Below are 24981 nucleotides of genomic sequence, written 5' to 3' on the forward strand. Positions count from 1 at the left end.
CTTTCCTCAGGTCGTGCTTGCGGTACGGCGCTGGACCAGCACGGCGGCGACGATGATCGCTCCCTTGGCGATCTGCTGGACGTCGCTCTGCAGGTTGTTCAGGGCGAAGATGTTGGTGATCGTGGTGAAGATCAGGACGCCGAGCACGGAGCCGGTGATGGTGCCGCGGCCCCCGCTGAGCAGGGTTCCGCCGATGATCGCGGCGGCGATGGCGTCGAGCTCGTAGAGGTTGCCGTTGGTGTTCTGGCCGGAGCCGGACAGGACGATCAGCAGGAAGGCGGCGATGCCGCAGCACAGTCCGGACAGCAGGTAGAGGTAGAGGCGCTGGCGGCGGACGTCGATGCCGGCGAGCCGGGCGGCCTCGGCGTTGCCGCCGACGGCGACGGTGCGCCGGCCGAAGGTGGTGCGGTTCAGCACCAGCCAGCCGATGATCGTCACGACCGCGAAGACCAGGACGAGTGGCGGGATCCCGAGGATGTAGGCGTCGCGCTCCCCCAGGTCGAGGACGGAGGACACGGTCACGACCTGGGTGCTGCCGTCGGTGATCTGCAGGGCGAGTCCGCGGGCCGAGGCGAGCATGGCGAGCGTGGCGATGAAGGGGACCATCGCGCCGTACGCGATGAGCAGCCCGTTGACCAGGCCGCAGCCGACGCCGACGATCACGGCGGTGAAGAGGATGCCCGCGAAGCCGTACTCCTGGGTGGCGACGGTGGTGGCCCACACCGAGGAGAGGGCGACGATCGCGCCGACGGACAGGTCGATGCCGCCCGAGGTGATGACGAAGGTCATGCCGACGGTGACGACACCGATCACCGAGGCCTGGGTGAGGACGAGTTGGAGGTTGCGGGTGTCGAGGAACTCGTCGGGCTTGGTGATGCCGCCGATGAGGACCAGTACGGCGAGCACGCCGAGGAGGGAGAGGGTGCGGACGTCGGCATGGGCGAACACCCCTCGCCAGGCGGACGGTTCGCTCACCGAAGGCACTTTGTCGGCGCTTCCCCGGGGCGGGGACACATGTTGCGTCATGACGCCGGGCTTCCTTCCATGACGAGGTCGAGTACACGGTGTTCGTCGAGCTCATGGGCGGGCGCCCGGTGGACGACACGGCCTTCGCGGAGCACCAGGACGCGGTCGGCGAGGCCGAGCACCTCGGGGACCTCGCTGGAGACCAGCAACACGGCCAGTCCTTCGTCGGCGAGGCGCCTCACAACCGCGTACAGCTCGGCGCGGGCGCCGACGTCGACGCCCCGGGTGGGTTCGTCGAGCAGCAGGACCCGGCAGCCGCGCAGCAGCCAGCGGGCCAGAACGGCTTTTTGCTGGTTGCCGCCGGACAGGGTGCGGATCGGCACGGAGGGGTTGTCGGGCCGCAGCGACAGTTCGCGGGTCGCCGCCTGGGCCGCGCCGAGTTCGGCGCCCCGGTCGATCCAACCGGCCCGGGAGAAGCGGGACATGGAGGAGACGGAAACGTTGCGGGTGACCGACTCCAGCATCAGCAGGGCCTGCGCCTTGCGTTCCTCGGGGGCGAGCCCGATCCCGGCGCGGACGGCGGCGCGGACACTGCCGGGCTTCAACGCTGCGCCGCCTACGGCGACTTGACCGGCGGTGGGCTTGCGGGCGCCGTAGATCGTCTCCAGGATCTCGGAGCGTCCCGAGCCGACGAGTCCGGCGAGGCCCACGATCTCCCCGGGGTGGACCACGAGGTCGAGGGGCTCGAACTCGCCCTGCCTGGCCAGGCCCTTGACCTCCAGAACCGCCGGACCACCAGGTCCCGACACCGGCCGCTCGGGGAAGACGTACTCGACGTTGCGGCCCGTCATGAGCGCCACGACCTCGCGGGTCGGCGTCGATTTGGCGGGCAGTCCGACGGCGACGGCCCGGCCGTCCTTGAGGACGGTCACCCGGTCGCCGATCCGCCGGATCTCCTCCAGGCGGTGGGAGATGTAGACGACGGCGACGCCCTCGGCGGTGAGGTCGCCGACGATACGGAAGAGGTTGTCGACCTCGTCCGGGTCGAGGGCGGCGGACGGCTCGTCCATCACGATGAGCCGTACGTCGTGGGAGAGGGCCCGCGCCATGGACACGATCTGCTGCTGCGCCGCCGGCAACTCCCCGACCAGGCGCGCCGGATCGATCTCCGGGTGCCCGAGTCGTCGCAGCAGTGCGGCTGTCGACCGACGGGCCGCCTTGCCCCGGACGACGAACCCCGCGGCCGTGGGTTCATGGCCGAGGTGGATGTTCTCGGCGACGGACAGGTGCTCGACCAGGTCGAGTTCCTGGTAGATGGTGGCGATGCCGAGGCGCATGGCGGCGATCGGTGAGCGGAGGGTGACCTCCTCGCCGCGCCAGCGCAGCCGGCCGGTGTCGGGCTGGTGGGCGCCGGCCAGCACCTTGATGAGGGTGGACTTTCCGGCCCCGTTCTGGCCGAGCAGACAGTGCACTTCACCGGCCTGGACGTCGAGGTCGACGCCGTCGAGGGCCCGGACTCCGGGGAACGTCTTGGTGATGCCGGACATGCTGAGCAGCGGTGGTTCTGGTGCCATGAGGTCCCCTTGGCGGGCGTGCGGGCCGGTTTCAGGGCAGGGCGAAGCAGGGCGCTGTGCTGGAGGGGCCGGGCGCGGTGGGAGGAGCCGCAGCCGAACGGGCCGTACCGGGATGGCTTACGCGGGTGAGAACAAGTGGTCGCTGATGAGCCGGGCCGCGCCGATGACTCCGGCGGTGGGGCCCAACTCCCCCAGAACGATGGGCAGATTGCCGGTCGCCAGAGGCAGCGACTGGCGGTAGACCTGGGTGCGGATCGCGGCGAGCAGGGTGTGGCCGAGACCGGTCACCCCGCCGCCGATCACCACCAGGCCCGGGTTGAAGAAGGAGACCAGTCCGGCGATGACCTGACCGGTCCGGTTGCCGCCCTCACGGATCAGGTCGAGGGCGGTGGGGTCGCCGGCGGCAGCGGCCGCGGCGACGTCGACCGCGGTCAGACCGCCGTTCGCCGTGTGCCGGGCGGCGAGTTCCTCGGAGCGCCCCTGCTCGACCGCCTCCACGGCGTCCCGGGCGAGGGCCGCCCCGCTGAAGTGGGCTTCGAGGCAGCCCCGGTTGCCGCAGGCGCAGGGGCGGCCGTCGGGCACGGCCTGGATGTGCCCGATGTCGCCCGCGCTGCCGGTCACCCCGCGGTGCACCTCACCGCCGGCGACGATGCCGCAGCCGATGCCGGTGCCGATCTTGACGCAGAGGAAGTCGCCCACGGAGCGTGCCACGCCCGCGTGCATCTCCCCCATCGCCATCAGGTTCACGTCGTTGTCGACCATGACCGGACAGCCGAGTTCCTGACTGAGCGCCTCCCGTACGGGGAAGCCGTCCCAGCCCGGCATGATCGGCGGAGCCACTGGTACGCCCTCGGGGAAGCGGACCGGTCCCGGGACGCCGATGCCGGCGCCGTCGAAACCCTCCGCGAGCCCCGAGGCCCTCAACTTGGCGGCCATGGACAGGACTTGCTCGAAGACCGCGACCGGGCCCTCGCGGACGTCCATGGGCTGGTTGAGATGTCCGAGGATCTCCAGTTCGGCGTTGGTGACGGCGATGTCGACCGAGGTCGCGCCGATGTCCACGCCGAGGAAACGCAGGTTGGGGGCGAGCCGGATGTTGTGGGAGCGGCGCCCGCCGCGGGAGGCGGCGAGTCCGTCGGCCACGATCAGGCCCGTCTCCAGCAGCCGGTCCACCTCCACGGCCAGCTTGGACCGTGACAGGTCGACCTGATCGCCCAGTTGCGCACGGGAGTTGGGTCCTCCGTCGCGCAACAACTTGAGCAGCCGGGCCTGATGCGCGTTCGCGGGTCGTGCCGTCATGCGTCTCACGAGCCCCTCCCCGCCTCATTCGGCCACCAGTTGCCGCGCTTTCGAGGGGAACGTAGCAGCGGCCGCCGAACCTGGGAAGAAGCTGTGCAGAGATTGATGCCGACTTTCTCCACTCACAGGACAAAGACGTGTCCGCACTCTGGCGTCCCGGAGCGTGCCCCAGCAGGATGGGCGCGAGGGAAGGGAGCGCACGTTTCTGGTGACGGGTGCGACGGGAATGTGGGGGCCGAACTCGTGCGGGCGCTGGCGGAGTCCGGCGAGCGGGTACGGGCAGTCAGCGGGTCCGGGCGGGGCGAGGGGTTACCGGCGGGCGGGGAGGCCGTGGTGGGAGATATGACCGACTCGAGACCGTACGGGCCGCGCTGGGCGGCGTACGAGGGCTGTTCGTGATGCCCGGGTACGGCGACCAAGGACGGATTCCGGCGGACGCGCGGGCCGCGGGTGTGCGTCGCGTGGTCCTGCTGTGCGGTCTGTCGGCGGGCAGCGGGGACCGGGACGACGCGGTCGCCGGCCATCTGCCGGCCGCGGAGGTCGCCGTACGCGACTCGGGCCCGGCATGGACGTTCGTCCGTCCGTCGAGCTTCATGACCAACGCGCTCCGGCTCCCGGACCACCGACATCGCCCCGTACGCCATCGCGCGGGTCGCTCTCCGGGCCCTGCTGTCCGGCGAGTCGCGGGCCGGGTTCTCGAAGTCACCGGTCCCGAGGCGCTGTTGCCCGCTGACCACCTGGACGAGTCCGTGGTGCCGCCCACGATGGCGCAGGTCAGTGGGCGCGCGCACCGCGCACCTTCGCCCGCCGGGCCCGGGACCACGCGGACGCGTCCCCCTGAGGTGATTACGACCGCTGGCGTGCGTGATACGACGTCCGGGTGTGCTCGGTGTGTTCCCGCATCAGCTCGGTGGCACGCCGTTCGTCACGGGCCGCGATCGCAGCGATCAGTTCACGATGCTCGATCCAGGACTGCCGGCCGCGCTGCCGCGCCACCGGCGTGTAATACCAGCGCACCCGACGATCCACCTGCCCCGCCAACTCCGCGAGGACCGCATTGCCCGCCAACTCCATGACCTTCGCATGCAGCCGGGCATTCAATGCCACCGCGGCATCCACATCATCCGCCTCGACAGCCCTCTCCCCCTCCGCACACAACGCCTCCAGCGCCGCGACACCCCCACTGCCCGCATTCGCCGCCGCCAGCCGAGCCGCCTCAGCCTCCAACAACGTCCGCACCGACAGGAGTTGATCCGCCTCCTCATCCGTCGGCTCATGCACAAACGCACCCTGAGCCGGCCGCAGATCCACCCACCCCTCGGTGTTCAACCGCTGCAACGCCTCCCGCACCGGCTGCCGCGACACCCCCAGATGACCCGCCAACTCACTCTCCACCAGATGCTGACCCGGCTGCAGAACACGCGTCGTGATCAACTCCAGCAACGCCTCGTACACGCGGTCACGCAGCGGGCCGGGACGTTCCAGCTTCGGCACGGCTCCCTGCGGCAGTCCCGTCGACAACATCGCGGTCCCCCTCCTCGGCGGCGGACAACCCCCGTACACCCCTGACTGCTTGCCTTTTGTCTACAGTCTACGGCGCACAGGGGCCAGGTAAACCGTGAGTCGGCCTCGTTACATCCCGTCCGTCATGGACAGTGGACGACCTGACCGGCGTAGGACAGGTTCCCGCCGAACCCGAACAGAAGAACCGGGTCACCGGCGGAGATCTCGCCCCGCTCGACCAGCTTGGAGAACGCGAGCGGAATGCTGGCCGCCGAGGTGTTCCCGGACTCCGAGACATCACGGGCCACGACGGCGTTGACCGCGCCGATCTTCTGCGCGAGCGGATCGATGATCCGCAGGTTCGCCTGGTGCAGCACGACCGCGGCGAGGTCGGCGGGGGTGAGCCCGGCGCGTTCGCAGGCCTGCCGGGCCAGCGCCGGGAGCTTCGTGGTGGCCCAGCGGTAGACGCTCTGCCCCTCCTGTGCGAACCGCGCCGGCTCGCCCTCGATCCGCACGGCGTGCCCCATCTCGGGCACCGATCCCCACAGCACCGGCGAGATGCCGGGCACGTCGGCCCCCTCGACGACCGCCGCGCCCGCCCCGTCGCCGACGAGCACGCAGGTGGTGCGGTCGCTCCAGTCGGTCACCGCGGACATCTTGTCGGCGCCGATCACCAGCGCCCGGGTCGCCGCACCGGCCCGGACGGTGTGGTCGGCGGTGGCCAGCGCGTGGGTGAAGCCGGCGCAGACCACGTTGACGTCCATCGCGGCGGGCGAGGGGATGCCGAGCCGGGCGGCGACCCGGGCGGCCATGTTCGGGGACCGGTCGACGGCGGTCGAGGTGGCGACCAGGACCAGATCGATGTCGGCGGGGGCGAGCCCAGCCGCGGCCAGCGCCTTGGCGGCTGCGTGCGAGGCGAGCTCGTCGACCGGCTCGTCTGGGCCGGCGATGTGGCGGGTCCGGATCCCCACCCGGGACCTGATCCACTCGTCGCTGGTGTCGACCAGGCCCGCCAGTTCCTCGTTGGTGAGTACCTTGGCGGGCTGGTAGTGGCCGACTGCGGCGATCCGCGAGCCGTTCATGGGGGGTCCCCCTCGTTGCCTTGGGTAGCCGGATCCCCCAGTCTGATCAGTGACTCACGGGTACGCGGGCACGTAAGGCCACAGGAAACGGGCGCCCAAGTTGTCGGCTTCCCTCACCCCTCGGACGCCCGGACACCTGCCGAACGGTTACTTGGTGAACAGCTGCGTCGCCTTCTGGACGAGCTCGTAGAGCCCGTAGCCGAGCGGCGCGCCGACCCACACCCAGGCCAGGGCGATCAGCGGACGCCGGTCAGGCGGACTCTGGCTGCTGTCGGGCTGTGACATCGGCGGCCTCCCTCGGTGCGGGAATGTGGTGACGGGCACTGACGGGGCGGACCAGTTCGTTGGCGACGAATCCGACGACGAGCAGCCCGATCATGATCACGAAGGACATCCCGTAGAGGGCGGAGCCGCTCTTGCCCGCGTCCTCCTGGCGGTCGGCGATCCAGTTCACGATCAGCGGCCCGAGGACACCGGCCGTGGACCAGGCGGTCAGCAGTCGGCCGTGGATGGCCCCGACCTGGTAGGCCCCGAAGAGATCCTTCAGGTAGGCGGGGACCGTCGCGAAACCGCCGCCGTAGAAGGACAGGATCACCAGCGTGCACAGGATGAACAGCGGCTTGGAGGAGTCGCCGAACAGGGCGATGAGCCCGTACATCACCGCACCCACGCCCAGGTAGACGCGGTAGATGTTCTTCCGTCCGATCAGGTCGGACGTCGACGACCAGCCGATACGGCCCGCCATGTTGGCCGCCGACAGCAGCGCGACGAAGCCGGCCGCGGCCGACACCGAGACCGGCGTCGAGGTGCCCTTGAAGAAGTCGGTGATCATCGGGGCGGCCTTCTCCAGGATGCCGATGCCCGCGGTCACGTTCATGCAGAGGACGACCCACAGACACCAGAACTGGGGTGTGCGCACGGCGTTGCGCGCCGAGACCTGCGGCCCTTCGAAGGCACTGGGGGCGCTCTCGACCGGCTTCTCGCTGCGCGGCACGCGCACCAGCAGGACTCCGAGGAGCATGAAGACGGCGTACGACAGCCCGTGCACGAGGAACGCGAGCGCGATCCCGGAGCTGTCGGAGCCGAAGGACTCCAGCATCTGCGCCGACCAGGGCGAGGCGATGAGCGCGCCGCCGCCGAAGCCCATGATGGCGATGCCGGTGGCCATGCCGGGCCGGTCCGGGAACCACTTGATCAGGGTGGAGACCGGCGAGATGTAACCGATGCCGAGGCCTATGCCGCCGACGAAACCGTAGCCGAGGACGATCAGCCAGTACTGCTCGGTGGCCGCGCCCAGCGCGGAGAGCAGGAAGCCGGACGAGAAGCAGATCAGCGCCACCGTCATCGCCCAGCGCGGCCCGTTGCGCTCCACGAGCGTGCCGCCGAACGCGGCGGACAGGCCGAGCATCACGATGCCGAGCTGGAAGGGCAGTGCGCTCTGCGTGCCGCTGAGACCGAGCGCGGACTCGAGCGGCGGCTTGAACACGGACCAGGCGTACGCCTGCCCGATGGAGAGATGGACCGAGAGAGCGGCCGGGGGGACGAGCCAGCGGCTCCACCCCGGGGGCGCGACAGGGGGACTCATGATCCCGGACGGTAGGAACAAACGAGCTAGTTGAAAAGGCGGCGCGTCGACCGTATGCGATGAGCGGTATCCGGCACGCGACGAACGGTCGAACGGACCAGTGTGCAGGGTGCGTTGGGCCACCCTCGCACTGTTGCCACACGTCGACTTCAACCCATACTGTAGACAATATATCTTCGGGCGTACGGGATCGACGATGCAGGACAATGGGCAGCAGATGCAGCAGACGCGGCAAGGGCCGTTTCGGCTACCAGCACGTACAGAACCGGGACTGAGACACATATGGGACGAGTCACGGAACGACGCAAGGTGATCCGAATCCGTGACGGGGCGATCTCGTCCCGCCCGGACACCCTGGTCACCGAGGAACCGCTGGAGATCCGCCTCAACGGCAAACCCCTCGCGATCACCATGCGCACCCCCGGCGACGACTTCGCCCTCGCCGCCGGCTTCCTGGTCAGCGAGGGGGTCCTCGCCCGGCAGAGCGACCTGCAGAACATCGTCTACTGCGCGGGAGCCACCGCGGACGGCTCCAACACCTACAACGTCGTCGACGTGAAGACAGCCCCCGGCGTGGTCATCCCTGACATCACCCTCGAACGCAACGTCTACACGACCTCCTCCTGCGGCCTGTGCGGCAAAGCCAGCCTCGACGCGGTGCGCACCACCACTCGCTGGCCGATCGACGACGCGCCGCCGCTCCGCATCGATCCCGATCTCCTCGCGAGCCTGCCCGACCGGCTCCGCGCGGCCCAGCAAGTCTTCGACCGCACCGGCGGGCTGCACGCCGCCGCCCTGTTCACCGAGGACGGCGAACTCCTCGACGTACGCGAGGACGTCGGCCGCCACAACGCCGTCGACAAACTCGTCGGCCGCGCCCTGCAGAACGCGAACCTCCCCCTGTCCCGGGTGATCCTGCTGGTCTCCGGCCGGGCCTCCTTCGAGCTGGCGCAGAAGGCCGTCATGGCCGGCATCCCCGTTCTGGCCGCCGTGTCCGCGCCCTCCTCGCTGGCCGTCGACCTCGCCACCGAGACCGGCCTGACCCTGGTCGGCTTCCTGCGCGGCCGCTCCATGAACGTGTACGCGGGAGAACACCGGCTCACCCTGGAGACAACGGCCACCCAGAGCTGACCGGATCCCGGCGACGTCGGGACGGGCGGCGCGGAGGGCGCGCCGGGACGTCGGGAAAGTCGTACTCCATCCGTGACGGGACACGCGCGGGGTTCTTGTGAGGCGTGGGGTGTGGAATTACCGTCCGTGACCGGAAGATCGCATTTCCGGATGTACGGACAACTGAAAGGGCGCCCGTGCCGTCGAGTCGCGCACGTCTGAGATCCTCCCTGACCGCCGTTTCCGCCACCGTCGCCCTGTTGGCCCCGCTCGCCCTGCCGGGCACCGCGCACGCCCAACCGACGTCTCCCGCAACGGAGTTCGAGCAGCAGATCCTCTTCAAGGCGGACCGTGACCCCGGTTACGCCTGCTTCCGTATCCCGGCGATCGTCCGGACCGCCGGCGGGACCCTGCTCGCGTTCGCCGAGGGGCGGGTCCTCAACTGCGGGGACGCCACCGACATCGACCTCGTCCTCAAGCGGTCCACGGACGGCGGCCGCACCTGGGGCCCGCTCCAGGTGGTCAGCGAGGGCGCGGGCGACACCCACGGCAACCCGACCCCGATCGTGGACCGCGCGACGGGCCGTGTCCTGCTGGCGCAGACGTACAACACGGGGCGTACGGACAGCGGGAGTTGCCGGGTGCCCTGCGACCGCACCCCGCACCTCCAGTACAGCGACGACGACGGCCGCACCTGGTCCGTGCCCCGCGACCTGAGCGACGAGATCCTTCCCCCGCGGCGGACCTCCTGGTACGCCACCGGCCCCGTGCACGGCATCCAGCTCACCCGTGGACGGCATGCCGGGCGGCTGGTCTTCGGCGTCAACGCCGAGACGTGGAACGGCGAGCGCAGCGAGATGGGGGTCCCCCCGGCCGGAGGCTGGGGGAGGGTCACCGGCAACCACGCCGCGCTCGTCGTGAGCGACGACGGCGGCGCGCACTGGCGGGTCGGCGCCACCGACTCCTGGCCGGTCGCCGCCGACGGCACCTTCCGCCAGAAGCCCTCCGAACTCACCGTCGCCGAGCGCACCGACGGCTCCGTCCTCGTCGGCGGACGCGAACAGGACGGCACCGACCTCGGCCACCGCACCCAGGCCGTCAGTCCCGACGGCGGCGACAGCTTCGCCGCCCCCTTCCGTGCCCTCCCGGGCCTGTACGCGCCGCAGGTGCAGTGCGCCACCCTCGACCTCGGCGAGCGCGTCCTGCTGTCCTGTCCGGCGGACCCGGACCGCCGCCGCACGATGACGATCCGCTCCTCCTACGACGGCGGCCGCACCTGGGACACCCCCGACCGCGGCACGGTCGTCACCGCGGACTGGTCCGGCTACTCGGACATGGCCCCGGTGGACGAGGACACGGTGGGCCTGCTGTACGAGGGCGGGGCCGTCGACGCGCGTGACGAGATCCGCTTCGCCCGCTTCACCGAGGGCTGGCTGACACCGCGCCGCGGCCCCGACCCGACCACTCCCGACCGCGCTCCCCTCGCCCCGCCCGCGACCGTGCTCGGCGGCGCCCGCGAGACCACCGGGGTCCTCGGCGGCGCCCTGCGGTTCGACGGCGCCGACGACGCCGTACGGCTGCCGTATCGCGAGGAACTCCCGCTCGGTAAGAGGGACTTCACCGCGTCCCTGTGGTTCCGGTACACGGCCACGACCGGCGAGCAGCCGCTGTTGTGGATGGGCGGCGTCGGTACCGGTCAGCCGCAGGTCTGGCTGCGCGGGGAACCGGCGAGCGGCCGGGTGCGGGGGCTGATCGCCGTGCGGGAGGGTGCGACGGCCGTGCGGACGGCGTCGGTGAGCACGCGCGGCGCGTACAACGACGGGCGGTGGCATCACCTGGCCCTGCGCCGGGGCGGCGGCCGGCTCACCCTCTTCGTCGACGGTACGGCCATCGGCGCGCCGGACGTGCCGGGCTCGGTCAGCCGCACCTCGCCCTTCGGTGTGCACATCGGGCAGCGCGTGGACGGCCGGGCCTTCTTCACCGGCGCGATCGACGAGGTCCGGGTCTGGGACCGGGCCCTGACCGACGCGGAGATCACCGGCGCGAACGCCGCCCCGGCGGACACCGTCCTGTGGCTCCCCATGGACCGGGTCAGCGAGAGCCGCTAACGTCGCGAACCGTGCCCGAGGACGCACAAGCACGACGGCGAACCGGCACCGGCGTCGGGCTGCTGCTGGCGCTGGTGCTCGGAGCCGTGCTGATCTCCGCCCTCCCGGACGGCGACGGGCGGGACTCCGGCGACTGCACACCGCTCACCGTCGGCTCCTGGTCGGCCAACGACCGCCTCACCGCCGAGTTCGCCCGCTACGGCGACGACGGCGCCCGCGGCGACGACTGGACCGGCGGCGACGGCACCCACTCGGTGCGGCTGCCCGACGGACGGCTGCTGTGGCTGTTCTCCGACACCTATCTCGGCCAGGTGTACGGCCCGCCCAACCCGTTCGGCGAGTCGTACGCGTGGCGCGACACCACCGCCCCGCTGGTGCGCAACTCGGCGGTGCTGATGCGCGACGGCCGCCTGGAGTCCACCCTCCCGGCGCCCCTGTTCCCGGACCCGGCCCCGAACCAGTGGCGCTGGCCGGTCGCGGCCCGCGTCGAGCCCCGCTCCCCCGGCTCGTACGAACAGGTCGTCAGGGTGTTGCTGTGGGTGCGGACGGCGGGCCAGTACCCCTGGATCTACGGCGTCCCGACCGCCACCGAGGTCGCCACGCTCTCGCTGCCCGACCTGCGCGTCGAGTCGATCACGACGGTCCTCGACGAGCAGCGGGTCGAGGACCCGTCCCGGCGGGTGCTGTTCGGGACGACGCTGGTCGAGGACGGCGAGTGGACGTACGTCTTCGGCGGCGACGACGGCCGGGCAGCGTCCCGTTCCGCTTCGTCGGCGTACGTGGCCAGGGTGCCTCAGGGCGGACTCGCGGAGCCGGGCGCCTGGGAGTACTGGGACGGCTCGGCGTGGACGACCGGCGCCCGTCCGCGCCCGGTGCTCGGGGACGGGCGGCGCACCGGGGTGGGCAGCGCCTTCTCCGTCGTACGGCAGGACGGGACGTACGTCCTGCTCACCATGGCCGCGGGGACCAAAGGGCTCGCGGCCGTGACCTCGTACTGGGCCTGCTCCCCCACCGGACCGTGGCACGGTCCGGAGAAGGACTTCACGCCGTCCCTGCCCTCGGGCCAGGTCGCCGCCTACAACCCGCAGGCGCACCTCGAACTCAGCGGCGGGGGGCGGCTGGTGCTGAGCTACGACGTCAACTGGCTGGAGACGGCGGTCGCTTCGGCCCAGCTCAACCGGAACGTGTCGTTGTACCGACCGCGGTTCGTGACGCTGCGGCTGACCCCGGCGCGCTGACCTCCCGGGTCTCCTCCGGGACGGGGTCGTGCGAGCGGCGCTTGGCGATCACCGCGCAGACCATCAGCTGCATCTGGTGGAAGAGCATCAGCGGCAGCACGGCGAGCGAGGCGTGGGCGCCGAACAGGACGCTGGCCATGGGGAGTCCGGAGGCGAGGGACTTCTTCGAGCCCGCGAACTGGATGGCGATGCGGTCCTCGCGGCCGAAGCGGAGCCCCTTGGCGCCGTACCAGGTCAGGGCGAGCATCAGGGCGAGCAGAACGGCCTCGACGATCAGGAGCCCGCCGAGCCTGAGCGGGCTCACCTGGTGCCAGATGCCCTGGACCATGCCCTCGCTGAACGCGGTGTAGACGACCAGCAGGATCGACCCGCGGTCGACGAGGCCGAGGACCTTCTTGTGGCGGGTGATGAAGCCGCCGATCCAGCGGCGTGTCACCTGGCCCGCCAGGAACGGCACGAGCAGTTGGAGCACGATCTCCAGGAGCGAGTCGGCCGAGAACCCGCCGCCGCTGCTGCCGAGCAGGGCGGCCGCGAGGAGCGGCGTGAGGACGATGCCGACCAGGGAGGAGAAGGAGCCGGCGCAGATCGCGGCGGGCACGTTGCCGCGGGCCATCGAGGTGAAGGCGATCGAGGACTGGATGGTGGAGGGGACCAGGGTGAGGAAGAGCAGACCCTGGTAGAGCGGGTCGGTCAGGAAGACCGGGACCAGTCCGCGGGCTGCCAGGCCCAGCAGCGGGAAGATCACGAACGTACACGCGAGGACCGTGACGTGCAGCCGCCAGTGCTTGAGGCCGTCCAGGGCCTCACGGGTGGACAGGCGGGCGCCGTACAGGAAGAAGAGGAAGGCGATCGCCGCCGTGGAGGCTCCGGAGGCCACGTCCGCGGAGGTCCCGCGTGCCGGTACGAGGGCCGCGAGGCCCACCGTGCCGAGCAGCAACAGGATGTACGGGTCGACCGGCATCCAGGCCGGCCACTTCAGGCGCTTCACGGTGCTCCACTTACTCGTGTTCGACGACGGTACGGCCTCATGACGGGTACCTCCCTCGGGGCGGAAGGACCCCCTCCATCGTCCTCCTTCACCGCTTGATCGGGAATCCCGTATACCGCTCTGACTGTCATCACGTTCCGCGATAAGCTCCCGGCATGTACGACCCGTCGCAGTTGCGTACGTTTCTCGCGGTGGCGCAGACCCTGAGCTTCACGCAGGCCGCCCGGCGGCTGGGGCTGCGCCAGTCGACCGTGAGCCAGCACGTACGGCGCCTGGAGGAGGCCGCGGGGCGGCAGCTGTTCACCCGGGACACCCACTCCGTGGAGCTGACGGAGGACGGCGAGGCGATGCTGGGGTTCGCACGGCGGATCCTGGAGGTGCACGACCAGGCGACGGCGTTCTTCACGGGCACGCGGCTGCGGGGGCGGCTGCGGTTCGGGGCGTCGGAGGACTTCGTCCTCACCCGGCTGCCGGAGATCCTGGAGGGCTTCCGGTACGACCACCCCGAGGTGGACCTGGAGCTGACGGTGGAGCTGTCGGGCACCCTGCACGAGCAGCTGGCCGCCGGGAAGCTGGACCTCGTACTCGCCAAGCGGCGGCCGGAGGACCCCCGGGGTGAGCTGGTGTGGCACGACCGGCTGGTGTGGATCGGCGCGGAGCGGCTGCGCCTGGACGCGGACCGGCCGGTGCCGCTAATCGTCTATCCGCCGCCGGGGATCACTCGGACGCTGGCCCTGGAGGCGCTGGAGCGGCAGGGGCGGGAGTGGCGGATCGTGTGCACCAGCGGGAGTCTCAACGGGCTGATCGCCGCCGCGCGGGCCGGGCTGGGGGTGATGGCGCACTCCCGGGGCCTCGTGCCGCCGGGGCTCGTGCGGGTACCCGACCGGTCCGGGCTGCCGGAGCTGGGGCGGGTGGACTTCGCGCTGGTCCACGGCCGTCGCCGTACGGCCGCGCAGGGGGCGGCCGAAGCACTGGCCGCCGCAATCCTGGCGGGCGGGGACCGGCTGCACCGGCAGTGAGGCCCTCGGCCGGAGTGACACATTCCGGGGCGGCGGCGCTGAGGGAAGAGGAGGACGGCATCCCGCGGACAACCGTTTCACCGGGGCCGCGAGCCGTAACCAGGACGTACAGATTCAGTGGAGATTGGCGGCCTGGAAACTTACTCAACCGTCAGTTTTCTGTCCGACCCTTCCCCATGTGAGGGTATTTTCCGGTACTGACCAGGCCATACGTGAGCACCGCTCGGCTTCGGCCCCTCTCCCGCCGGATGTCAGGGTGGGGTAGCTTTCACGGCGCTGTGCGGAGCTTCACAGAGCGCCAGGGAGAGCGGGAGCGGGGTTTGCGCGAGTTCACCAACCCTCCGTTGGCGTTGGCACCCCCGGTGGGCGGACTGGCCGACGTCGTCTTCGAGCATGCCCAGAACGACCCCGTGCACATCGCCCTCGGCCGCAAGGACGAGAAGGGACAGTGGCGGGACGTGACGTCCGCGGAGTTCCGCGACGAGGTCCTGGCCCTCGCCAAGGGACTGCTTGCCCAGGGCATCCGCTTCGGCGACCGGGTCGCGATCATGTCCCGTACCCGCTACGAGTGGACGCTGTTCGACTTCGCCCTGTGGACGATCGGCGCGCAGGTGGTGCCGGTCTACCCGACCTCCTCCGCCGAGCAGTGTTTCTGGGCGCTGTACGACGCCGAGTGCACGGCCGCGATCGTGGAGCACGAGGACCACGCGATGACGATCGCCACGGTCATCGACCGGCTGCCGCAGCTGCACCGGCTGTGGCAGCTGGACTCCGGCGCGGTGCGGGAGCTGTACGACGCGGGCGCCGCCATCGAGGACGAGGTGGTGCACCGCCACCGGCAGGCCGTGACCCCGGACTCGGTCGCGACGATCATCTACACCTCGGGCACCACCGGCCGCCCCAAGGGCTGTGTGATCACCCACGGCAACTTCATGTACGAGGCGGACACCGTCATCGAGCGCTGGGAGCCGGTGTTCCACTCCAAGAAGGGCGACGAGGCGGCGACCCTGCTGTTCCTGCCGCTCGCCCACGTCTTCGGGCGGATGGTGCAGGTCGCCGCGATCCGTGGCCGGGTCCGCTTCGGTCACCAGCCGCAGATGAACGCGGCCGCCCTGCTGCCCGACCTCGCCGCGTTCAAGCCGACGTTCTTCCTCGGGGTGCCGTACATCTTCGAGAAGGTCTTCAACGCCTCCCGCCGCAAGGCCGAGAAGGAGGGCAAGGCCGGTCCGTTCGAGAAGGCCGTCGACGTGGCGGTGAAGTACGCGGAAGCCATGGAGGCCAAGGCCTGGGGGATCGGGCCCGGCCCGTCGGCGGGGCTGCGGATGCAGCACCAGCTCTTCGACAAGCTCGTCTACTCCAAGATGCGGGCGGCCATGGGCGGCCGCATCAAGCAGGCCATGACCGGCGGCTCGGCCATGGACCGCAAGCTCGGGCTGTTCTTCGCCGGCGCGGGCGTGCACATCTACGAGGGGTACGGCCTCACCGAGACGACCGCGGCGGCGACCGCCAACCCGCCCGAGCGCACCCGCTACGGCACGGTCGGCCAGCCCATCCCCGGCATGACCGTGCACATCGCGGACGACGGCGAGATCTGGCTGTACGGCCCCAACGTCTTCCAGGGCTACCTCAACAACGAGAAGGCCACCGACGAGTCCCTGCACGACGGCTGGCTCGCCACCGGGGACCTCGGCTCCCTCGACGAGGACGGCTATCTCACCATCACCGGCCGCAAGAAGGAGATCCTCGTCACCTCCGGCGGCAAGAGCGTCTCCCCCGGTGTGCTGGAGGAGCGGGTGCGCGACCATCCCCTGGTCTCGCAGTGCATCGTCGTGGGCAACGACCGCCCCTACATCGCCGCCCTGGTCACCCTCGACCAGGAGGCCGTCGAGCACTGGCTGGGGATGCGCGACAAGCCCCGGATGTCCCCCGCCGAGCTGGTGCGCGACGCCGACCTGGAGACCGAGGTGCGGCGCGCGGTGGTCGCCGCCAACACCCTGGTCTCGCAGGCCGAGTCGATCCGTACGTTCCGCATCCTGGCGCAGCCCTTCACCGAGGAGCACGGGCTGCTGACCCCGTCGCTGAAGCTGAAGCGCAAGGCGATCGAGACGGCGTACGCGGGCGAGGTCGACGCCCTGTACCGGGCCTGACGCCCGCGTCACGGCCCGACGGTCTGACTGCCGGTCAGCTGATCGTCACGCGAAAGATCTTGTCCGATCCGTCCGCCGCTCCTCCGTTGTTGTCGCAGTTGGTGGTCGACAGCCACAGCTGGTCGGCGCCCGGCACCTTGGTGACCGTGCGCAGCCGGCCGTAGGTGCCCACGTAGTACGCGGTCGGCGTGCCGACGCTCTCGTTGTCGCCGTTGATCGGGATCCGCCACAGCCGCTCGCCGCGCAGGGAGGCCATGTAGACGACGTTGCGCACGATCGCGATGCCGCTCGGCGAGGCCTCCGAGACGTTCCAGGTGGCCTTCGGGTTGGTCATCCCCGCGGTGGAGCACGTGCCCTCGCAGATCGGCCAGCCGTAGTTGGCGCCGGGCTTGATCAGGTTCAGTTCGTCCTTGGAGCTGTTGCCGAACTCCGCTTCCCACAGGCGGCCGTTGCGGTCGAAGGCGAGGCCCTGCGGGTTGCGGTGGCCGAGGGAGTACACGTAGTTCCCGAAGGGGTTTCCGGGGGCCGGTTTCCCGTCCGTCGCCATGCGCAGGATCTTGCCGTTGAGGGAGTCCTTGTCCTGGGCAAGGTCGGGTGTCTGGGCCTCGCCGGTGGAGACGTAGAGGTAGCCGTCGGGGCCGAAGGCGAGGCGTCCGCCGTTGTGGTAGCGGTTCTTCTTGATGCCCTGCAGGAGCACGGTGTAGCCGCTCAGGGTGGTCCCGTCGTACGTCATGCGGACCACGCGGTTGCCCTCGGACGCGGTGTGCATGAAGTAGACGTGGTGGTTGGTGTCCCACTTCGGGTCGACGGCGACGCCGAGCAGTCCGCCCTCGCCGTTGGTGGTGACGGCGTTCGGGACGGTGCCGACCTGAGTCTTCGTGCCGTCCTTGGCGACCTTCCAGACCCGGAAGTCGTCCCGCTCGGTGACCAGCGCACTCTTGCCGTCGGGCAGCCAGAAGATGCCCCAGGGGATGGTCCAGCCGGAGGAGAGGGTGGCGACGGAGGAGGGGACGCCGCCGTCGGTGGCGCAGGCTTTGGTGGTGAAGGTGACCGTGTTGCTCGACTGGGAGATGTTGCCTGCCGCGTCGCGGGCGACGACGTTCAGGCTGTACGGGCTGTTGCAGGCGAGCCCGGTCAGCGTGGTCGAGGTGCCGGTGGTGACGGACGTGTAGACGGTGGTGTCGCTGCGCACGTCGTAGCCGGTGACCGCCCGGTTGTCGGTGGAGGCGCCCCAGCTCAGTGCGGCGCTGTTCGCCGTGACGTCCGCCGCGGACAGGGTGCCGGGTCTGGTCGGCGGGGTGGTGTCGGAGCTGGGTTTGGTGGTGCAGTCGACGACGGGGCTCGCCGGGGACGTGTTGCCTGCCGCGTCACGGGCGATGACCGTGAGGTTGTAGGTGGTGCCGGGGGTGAGGCCGGTGAGCGCCTTGCCGGTCGCACCGCCGGGCGCCTCACCGATCTTGTTGCCGTGCTCGTAGAGGTCGTACGCCGTCACGCCCACGTTGTCGGTGGCGGCGCCCCAGGCCAGGGTGAGCCCGTCCTCACCGATGTCGGAACAACTGGGCTGCCCGGGACGGCTCGGGGCCTGGGAGTCGGTGGCCGCGTCGACGCCGATGCGGTCGAGGTTGGGACCGCCGCCCGCGGTGGTGGCGGTCGCGCGGATCTTGCCGGAGCCCGCGGTGAGCGGGACGTCGACGGTCCTGGTGGCCCAGGTGTTCCAGTCGGCGGTGGCCGGGAAGGAGACGGCCGACGCCACGACCGTGCCGTTCACGGAGATGTCCATGGGCCGGTCGGTCGCGGTCCCGTTGGCGTAGCGGAAGGTGACGGCCGTGGAGCCCGCGGAGGCGGCGCTGACGGTGAACTCCACGTAGGAGCCCTTGACGTTGGTGTAGTCGACGAAGCCGGTGCCCGTGTAGCCGGTGTGGTTGGTGGCCACCGTGCCCTGCACGACGGCCGCGTCCTCCGCCTGGTAGTCGGTGGCCGCGAGCGCGGTGGCCTGGCTCAGGCCGGCGAGGGGCAGGGCGAGGGCGGCGGCGAGGCCGTAGAACAGAAGTCTGTTGATTTTCACGGTAGTTCCCATCAGCCCGTGTACTGGGTGAAGACCTTGAGGTAGTCGTACGGCTGCTGCGTCACACCGCTGCAGGAGTCGCCGTCGGTGCCCGAGCCGCAGGGGCGGTCGCGGTTGACGGACCAGTAGGTGAGGCGCCCGATGTGGTGCTGCTGGGCGTAGGCGAGCATGGTCTTGAAGTCGGCGACCCGGACGCGCTCACCGGAGTCGTCCGTCGTGCCGTTCATCGACGACAGCCCGACGTGGGCGTAGGCGGTGGCGTCGCTGTAGCCGTACGCCGACTTGACCCGTGCCTTGAGGCCCTCCATGGCCTGCGTGGTGAGGGTTCCCATGTTCGTGGTGCCGCCGCCGAAGTCGAACGGCATGATGCACCACACGTCGTTCGCCAGGCCCGAGTTCGCCGCCCGCTTGATCATGTCGACGCCGGTGGAGTCGGGGCCGCTGGTCGTGGTGCCGAAGGTGATGACGGTCTTCAGGCCCGGGTTGTTCGCCTTGACCGTCTTCAGCGCGTCGACGACCCGCTGCCGTACGGTCGCGTTGGACCACTCGGTGTTCTCGATGTCGATGTCGAGGGCCTTCAGCTTGTAGGCGTTGATCACCTTCTGGTAGGCGCCGGCGAGCGCCGAGGCGCTGGAGCACTTCTCGCCGAGCTTGTTCCCGCTCCAGCCGCCGACGGAGACGATCACGTCACCGCCGGCGGATCTGATCGCGTCGATCCTCGACTGGTCGGTGCCGCCGGTCAGCGGGCGCGAGCCGTCCCACTTCGGGTTGCAGCCGCCGTCGGAGAGGATGAACGCGAGCGTGAACCACTTGACTCCCGTCGCCGACATCACCGAAGTGGGGTTCTGCGGGTTGCCCCAGCCCAGGTACTCGTAAGGGGCGACGGCCATGCCCGGTGAAGCGGCCGCGCTCTTCGAGGAGTTGACGGGCTTCACGCGGATCAGCCGGGTCTCGCCGGGCCGCAGGGTCGCGCTGTAGGAGTCGGCGATCGCACCCTTGTGGGAGCCGGACCACAGGTCGGTGACGTCTCCGGAGCCGGTGAAGCCGACCTGGGACCAGTCCACGGCGACCGTCGCGTTGCCGGACGTACCGGTGTTGAACAGGGCCACCACGTACTGGCCGTCGCTCTCCTTCTTGCTCCAGACCTGCTTGACCCCGCTGTTCACGATCCGCTTGGCGGCGACGCCGTCCTGGTCGACCCCGATGAGGCGGTCGTTCGTCAGCATCGCCTTGTCGACCGGGTCGAGATCGGTCAGGTCGGTGCCGAGTAGGAGCGGTGAGGCGGCCATCGCCCAGAGAGTGAAGTGGGAACGGCGCTGGTCGGCCGTGAGGCCCACTCGGTCGCCGTTGCCGAGCTCCAGGGAGTCGAGGTCGTTCCAGCCGCCAGGACCGGCGTGCGGCTGCCAGGAGGCCGCGGTGTTGAAGCGGGAGGAGACGTGCGACCAGTCGGTCAGCGGATAGCCGCTGCCGTTGGAGCCGGGGCCGCAGTAGCACTCCACGTCGCCCTGTGTGCGCCAGCTGTTCGCCAGCTTCTTCCAGGTGGAGGCGTCCGCGATCGGAAGGTTGTTGGACAGCGCGAAGTTGATGGGCCGTCCGGTGGCGCGCAGCGCCTTGTCCCAGGCCTGGACGTCGGGGACGTCCTGGCTGCCCACTCCGTCGATCTTGAGGTAGTCGACTCCCCAGGAGGCGAACTGCCGCGCCCAGGAGTTCACGAACTCCTGCGCGCCCGGCTTCCCGTAGTCGATGTAGTACATGTTCTTGCAGTTGTAGTTCTTCTCCGTCTTCGAAGGGTCCGCGATGTCCTTCGCGTGGTACGAGGTCCCCTCGATCGGCGTGTTCTTGGTGACGGCGTTCTTGGCGATGCCGGGCGTCACGTAGAAGCCGAACTTCAAGCCCTTGGAATGGACGTAGTCGGCCAGCGCCTTGATCCCGGACGGGAACTTGGCGGTATCCACGGCCCAGCGGCCGTAGGAGTCGACGACGAAGCCGTTGGAGTCGCACTTCTGCCAGAAGTCGTCCAGGTTGATGTGGACGAAGCCGTGGTTCTTGAGGCCGCTGGAGACGAGCGCGTCGGCCTGGGCCTTGATCTTCGCCTCGGTCGGCGAGCGGCGGACGAAACTCCAGCTGGACCATCCCATGGAGGGCCGGACGGACTGGCCGTTGTCGGAGGCGGCGGCCGGTTGGGCGGTGCCCAAGAGCGGCACGGCGGCGGTGAGGAGCAGGCCCGCCACAGCGGCCGTGAGCGATCTGATCCGGATCATGACTGTCCCCCGTTCGTGGGTGTGGCGTACGACGTGCCGATCCACGCCTCGTCGATGCGCAGTCGCTTGTAGCGCGTGGTGTCGGTGGAGGCGGCCCAGGTGGAGGTGACCTCCAGGCGGACATAGCGGGCGTTGGCCGCGGTCAGGTCGATGCCCTGGATGCCGCGGCGGCTCGGCAGCTGACCGGTCTTCACCGGGTTGCCCCAGGTCGAGCCGTCGGCGCTCAGGTAGACCTTGTAGTCCTTGATCCGCGCCGACTGCTCGGTGTCCGAGCGGGCGTAGGCGACGGAGTCCTCTCGCTGGTTGAGCCCGAGGTACTGGACCTTCTTCGAGCTGCCGAGGTCGAAGGTGAGGTTCACCGGGAGGGTTTTGTCGTTGTCCCAGTAGGTGCGGTAGTCACCGTCACCGGCGGCCGAGCTGGCGTGACCGCTCCCCGAGGCGCTCGCGCTCACCTTGACGCCGGTGAGGATGCCCTGGCGGCCGGCCGTGGCGACCTTGAACACCGTGTCGTACGGGTCCCAGGCACCGAGGCCGGTGAGGGTGAGTACGCCACCCGACTGCGACCACGAAACCGCGGCTCCGGTACGGAGGTTGGTGACCGACGCGACACGGTAGCCGTTGTCGCGGATGCGCAGGGTGCTGGTGCTGGGCGGGGTCAGGACGTGGATGTACTGGCGGTCGGGGTCGGTCTTGCTGATCGTGGTCACTCCGTGGGCGCCGTCGTTCCAGAAGCCGGGTTTGAGGCCGCCGTACATGTAGCCGCCGCCCTCGGTGCCGTGCAGGGACTCCCAGATGGGGCCGAGGTAGGAGTTCGCGAAGGTGTTGAAGGCGGCCTGGTTGGCCGGGAACGTGCCGTTGACCTGGGCGGTCTCGGCCATCAGCGCCTTCACTGACGAGCCGGTGTTGGTGACGAGGCGGCCGAGGGTGAGCATCTTGTCGACCGACGGGTCGGAGCCGTCGTACCACCAGGCGCCGGTGGAGGGCAGCTTGAAGTCGGCTTCGGTGAGCCGGGGTTGGGCCGTGTAGACCGCCTGCGGGTAGTCGTACCCGGGCGTCATCCCCGTCTTCTGCTCATTGCTGATCATGTCCATGATCGGCGTGTCTTCGTTGTTGTTGCTGAGCGTGTAGTTCGGACGCTTCTCGTAGATCTGCTGGTAGAGGTCGTGGCTTTCCCAGTAGGCGTTGTCGTTGTCGATCCAGAAGCCGCCGAGGTCGGGATAGCGGTCCATGACCTCGAAGAAGTTGTCGTAGCTGAACTGCCCGAAGCCGTCGTTGGTGGTCAGGTCGACGTTCTTGCCCTTGTAGGCGGAGTAGGCGGCCGAGTCGAGCCATTCGTGGCCGCCCTCGTCGTGCCACTGGGGGTCGTTGGTCATGTAGAGGATGACCTTCAGCCCCTTGGCCTTCGCGGCGGTGACCAGCTCACCCAGGAAGTCGCGCTTGGTGGAGCAGGAGCCGGGGATCTTCGACGGCCAGGCGCGGGCGTAACCGAGGCGGCTGTGGAAGGAGGCGAGGACGAGGTACTGGGTGTGCAGCTTCTGGGCCTCCTTCACCCAGTAGTCGGCGTTCCAGCCTCCGTTCGTGACGTCGTCCTCCCAGGCGGTGCAGCTGGTGTGGGCGGGCGCGGTGCGCAGGCCCCAGTGCAGGAACAGTCCGCCCACCGAGGCGCGGAGGAAGTCCTGGCGGGGGTTGTCCAGGTCGAGGGGCCTGACCGCCGTACCGCAGTCCTGGCTTCCCGAGACGCGCAGGGCACCACCGGACGTGCTGTGACTGTCTGCCAGGCAGGCGCCGGTGACGTCCTGGAAGCCCACGTCGAACGGGGAGTTGCTGCCCTTCTGGGCGGTGAACCGGGTGAGCCGGACGCCGTCGGCCGCGTTGGCGATGAACGCGGGCCGGCCGTCGTTCGAGGCGAACTTCACCGAGCTGTCGGTGAACTGGACGTTGTCGGCGTTGTGCAGGTACCAGCCGTAGGCGGGCCGGGTGCCGATGGTCCTGGGGTTGTAGTCGGTCGAGTCGTTGCTCGGCACGCCCGTGGACATGGTGCCGTTGCCGCCGGGGACCGTGATGTCGACGTTGGTGAACGTCACGCCGTTGATGCGGTGGCCGGACTCGCCCCACAGGGTCGGGCTGAAGGAGGGGCTGTTGCCGGTCGCCGTGATGTCGTCGTAGGTGACGTTGCTGATCGATCCGACCCCGGGGCCGTTGCCGCACCGCTTTCGTGTGCCGATCTTCTGCATGATCGGCGAGTGGACGTTCGTCATCGTGATGTCGCGGTAGTGGACGTCGGAGATCTTCGAACCGTCCATCGAGACCATGCCGAGGCCGGACTTGTCGGCGCCGTCGATACGGATGTTCTCGAACCGGTAGTCCGAGAAGTCGCCGCAGGTCTCCGAGCCGAACATGAGGGCGTTGCAGCAACGGGCGGACAGGAAGCTGTCGTTGACGCGGACGTGGCCGTTGGGGAGCTTGGTCCCCAGGGCGTAGTCGCTCTTGAAGACCAGGGCGTCGTCGTTGGCCCTGATGTCCGCGTTCGTCACCGTGACGTTCGTCGTGGAGATGATGTTCCAGCCGTCGCGGTCGCTCGCGGTGTCGATGGTCAGGTGGTCCGACGTCACGTTCTTGCAGCCGTTGACGAGGGCCGCGAAGTGGCCGCCGCGGCGGAGGGTGAGGCCGTCGCCGATCGTGAGTCCGTCGCACCGGGTCAGGGAGATGATCTTGTCGGCCTCGCCGGACTTCGGGTTGCCGGTGATCAGGTTGCCCATGCCGTCGATGACTCCCTGGCCGACGAAGCCGATGTCGGTCAGCCCGTCGCCGTGGATCATCGCGTCGCGGAAGTGGCTGTGCCCGTAGTCCTGGTAGTCGTCGAAGGGATTGGACTCGGCCTTGTCGTAGGTGTCGGCGCTGGAGCCCTGGAGGGTGGCGCCCTTGTCGAGCCGGAGCGTCACATGGCTCTTCATGTGGAGGGTGTTCTTGGACTTGTAGCTGCCGGCGGGGAAGCGGACGGTGCCGCCTCCGGCCGAGTTGGCCGCCGTGATCGCCTTGTCGATGGCCGGGCTGTCGTTGGCGGAGCCGTCTCCCTTGGCGCCGTAGTCGCGTACGTCGAGGACGGTGGCGGCTCGGGGTGACTCCTGCGGGGTGGCCGGGGCCGCCGGGTGGCTGAGTCCGAGGACGACGGCGACGACGAAGAGGACGATCGCCGCCGCTCGGGAGCGTGGGGCAGTGGGGGGTTTCAAGGTGACGGCTCCTCAGACCAGTTGGTAGCCGCGGAGGTTGCTGAGCAGCAGGTACGTGTTCTGGAGGGAGCCCGAGGTGTCGCCGAGGGAGCGGTAGATGCCCCACTTCGGGCGGACCCGGTCGGCCAGGAAGGTGTCGACACCGGTCTTCGACGCGTCGATGACGGTCGAGCCACCGGACTTGAGGATCCAGCGGACCGAACCCGCCGAGCCGTCGCCGACCTTGATCTGGAAGTCGACGTCGGTCCACTTGTCGTGCAGCGGGTCCAGGTCGGTGCGGCCGACGAGGATGTCGTCGATGGCGAGTTTCAGCTCGATGGTCTGCTTGCCGTTCACCCGGCGCAGGGACTGCACGACGATCGGCGAGGTGCCGGTGCCGGGCTGCTTCATCTGCATGATGTGGGTGAAGGTGGTGGTCGCCTTCAGGGAGCTCGGGATGTACATCGAGTAGGTGACCCGCCAGGTCTGGCCCTTCGTCCACTTCAGGTAGTTGCTTCCGCTTCCGTTGCGCAGCCCGGTGACCTCCTGGCGCTGGCGGTCGGTCGAGGTGTCGCGGTCGACGGTGTGCATGTCGAAGCGCCAGTTGTTCCCGGTGGCGTAGATGTGGGGCTGTCCGGCGGAGTGCGAGTCGGCGCGGTCGTCCTCGATCGTCTCGAAGGCGCCGAGGCCGTCGCCGCTCGCGGAGGGGGCCCACTTCTGCTGCCAGGAGGCGGCGTGGGCGGTGGTCGCCGTCGGCAGACCGACCGCGGCCGCCGTGGCCCCGCCGAGCGCGGCGCCCAGCAAGGACCTTCTGGATGTGCTCATGA

General features: G+C 69.8%; 17 protein-coding genes. 5 read left to right on the forward strand and 12 right to left on the reverse strand.

The features are described 5' to 3' along the window. Positions 1-6 precede the first annotated feature (6 nt). The 7 genes from ACIRP7_RS35710 to ACIRP7_RS35740 all read right to left on the reverse strand — a co-directional run bounded on the left by ACIRP7_RS35710 (position 7) and on the right by ACIRP7_RS35740 (position 8009). A complete protein-coding gene (locus tag ACIRP7_RS35710) occupies positions 7-1026 on the reverse strand; it encodes an ABC transporter permease (RefSeq protein ID WP_403668083.1) in 1020 nt (339 codons plus the stop codon). Next, a complete protein-coding gene (locus ACIRP7_RS35715; RefSeq protein ID WP_403668086.1) occupies positions 1023-2540 on the reverse strand; it encodes a sugar ABC transporter ATP-binding protein in 1518 nt (505 codons plus the stop codon). Before ACIRP7_RS35715 ends, ACIRP7_RS35710 begins: the two co-directional genes overlap by 4 nt. Positions 2541-2657: 117 nt before the next feature. Beyond that, complete coding sequence (locus ACIRP7_RS35720; RefSeq protein ID WP_403668089.1) at positions 2658-3839, reverse strand: ROK family transcriptional regulator; 1182 nt, start codon at positions 3837-3839, stop codon at positions 2658-2660. 846 nt (positions 3840-4685) lie between these two features. Continuing rightward, on the reverse strand, positions 4686-5363 hold the full coding sequence (locus tag ACIRP7_RS35725; protein WP_403668091.1) for a GntR family transcriptional regulator: 678 nt from the start codon (positions 5361-5363) through the stop codon (positions 4686-4688). A gap of 122 nt (positions 5364-5485) precedes the next feature. Then, the gene (locus ACIRP7_RS35730) at positions 5486-6424 is read right to left on the reverse strand and encodes a beta-ketoacyl-ACP synthase III (RefSeq protein ID WP_403668093.1); all 939 of its coding nucleotides are present in this window, start codon (positions 6422-6424) and stop codon (positions 5486-5488) included. A 147-nt stretch (positions 6425-6571) separates the two neighbouring features. Beyond that, complete coding sequence (locus ACIRP7_RS35735; protein ID WP_352381235.1) at positions 6572-6709, reverse strand: hypothetical protein; 138 nt, start codon at positions 6707-6709, stop codon at positions 6572-6574. Then, the gene (locus ACIRP7_RS35740) at positions 6675-8009 is read right to left on the reverse strand and encodes an OFA family MFS transporter (RefSeq protein WP_403668096.1); all 1335 of its coding nucleotides are present in this window, start codon (positions 8007-8009) and stop codon (positions 6675-6677) included. Before ACIRP7_RS35740 ends, ACIRP7_RS35735 begins: the two co-directional genes overlap by 35 nt. Before the next feature lie 282 nt (positions 8010-8291). Between ACIRP7_RS35740 and fdhD the strand changes: the two genes are divergently transcribed. From fdhD to ACIRP7_RS35755, 3 genes are all read left to right on the forward strand, one after another. Further along, a complete protein-coding gene (gene fdhD / locus ACIRP7_RS35745; RefSeq protein ID WP_403668099.1) occupies positions 8292-9140 on the forward strand; it encodes a formate dehydrogenase accessory sulfurtransferase FdhD in 849 nt (282 codons plus the stop codon). A gap of 176 nt (positions 9141-9316) precedes the next feature. Then, positions 9317-11227: a LamG-like jellyroll fold domain-containing protein gene (locus tag ACIRP7_RS35750; protein ID WP_403668101.1), complete on the forward strand. Its 1911-nt coding sequence runs from the start codon at positions 9317-9319 to the stop codon at positions 11225-11227. A gap of 11 nt (positions 11228-11238) precedes the next feature. After that, positions 11239-12465: a DUF4185 domain-containing protein gene (locus ACIRP7_RS35755; protein ID WP_403668104.1), complete on the forward strand. Its 1227-nt coding sequence runs from the start codon at positions 11239-11241 to the stop codon at positions 12463-12465. Here the strand turns inward: ACIRP7_RS35755 and ACIRP7_RS35760 are convergent. Continuing rightward, positions 12401-13426: a bile acid:sodium symporter family protein gene (locus tag ACIRP7_RS35760; protein ID WP_403668267.1), complete on the reverse strand. Its 1026-nt coding sequence runs from the start codon at positions 13424-13426 to the stop codon at positions 12401-12403. The two genes, ACIRP7_RS35755 and ACIRP7_RS35760, sit on opposite strands and share 65 nt — an antisense overlap. Positions 13427-13608: 182 nt before the next feature. On the opposite strand from ACIRP7_RS35760, the gene ACIRP7_RS35765 reads away from it, so the two are divergent. Together ACIRP7_RS35765 and ACIRP7_RS35770 are read left to right on the forward strand one after the other, a co-directional pair. Further along, on the forward strand, positions 13609-14472 hold the full coding sequence (locus tag ACIRP7_RS35765) for a LysR substrate-binding domain-containing protein (protein WP_403668107.1): 864 nt from the start codon (positions 13609-13611) through the stop codon (positions 14470-14472). 320 nt (positions 14473-14792) lie between these two features. After that, the gene (locus tag ACIRP7_RS35770) at positions 14793-16619 is read left to right on the forward strand and encodes an AMP-dependent synthetase/ligase (protein WP_403668110.1); all 1827 of its coding nucleotides are present in this window, start codon (positions 14793-14795) and stop codon (positions 16617-16619) included. A 34-nt stretch (positions 16620-16653) separates the two neighbouring features. Here the strand turns inward: ACIRP7_RS35770 and ACIRP7_RS35775 are convergent, their stop codons facing one another. The 4 genes from ACIRP7_RS35775 to ACIRP7_RS35790 are packed head-to-tail and all read right to left on the reverse strand — an operon-like array spanning position 16654 to position 24979. Next, complete coding sequence (locus ACIRP7_RS35775) at positions 16654-18684, reverse strand: PQQ-dependent sugar dehydrogenase (RefSeq protein WP_403668112.1); 2031 nt, start codon at positions 18682-18684, stop codon at positions 16654-16656. Positions 18685-18695: 11 nt separating this feature from the next. Next, positions 18696-20945, reverse strand: coding sequence for an alpha-galactosidase (locus ACIRP7_RS35780; RefSeq protein WP_403668115.1), 2250 nt, complete (start codon positions 20943-20945; stop codon positions 18696-18698). Further along, on the reverse strand, positions 20942-24175 hold the full coding sequence (locus ACIRP7_RS35785) for a glycosyl hydrolase family 28 protein (protein WP_403668117.1): 3234 nt from the start codon (positions 24173-24175) through the stop codon (positions 20942-20944). Before ACIRP7_RS35785 ends, ACIRP7_RS35780 begins: the two co-directional genes overlap by 4 nt. 12 nt (positions 24176-24187) lie before the next feature. Continuing rightward, the gene (locus ACIRP7_RS35790; protein WP_403668120.1) at positions 24188-24979 is read right to left on the reverse strand and encodes a Tat pathway signal sequence domain protein; all 792 of its coding nucleotides are present in this window, start codon (positions 24977-24979) and stop codon (positions 24188-24190) included. Between the last annotated feature and the right edge of the window lie 2 nt (positions 24980-24981).

Source organism: Streptomyces sp. NPDC102270 (assembly GCF_044766405.1).
Classification (GTDB): domain Bacteria; phylum Actinomycetota; class Actinomycetes; order Streptomycetales; family Streptomycetaceae; genus Streptomyces.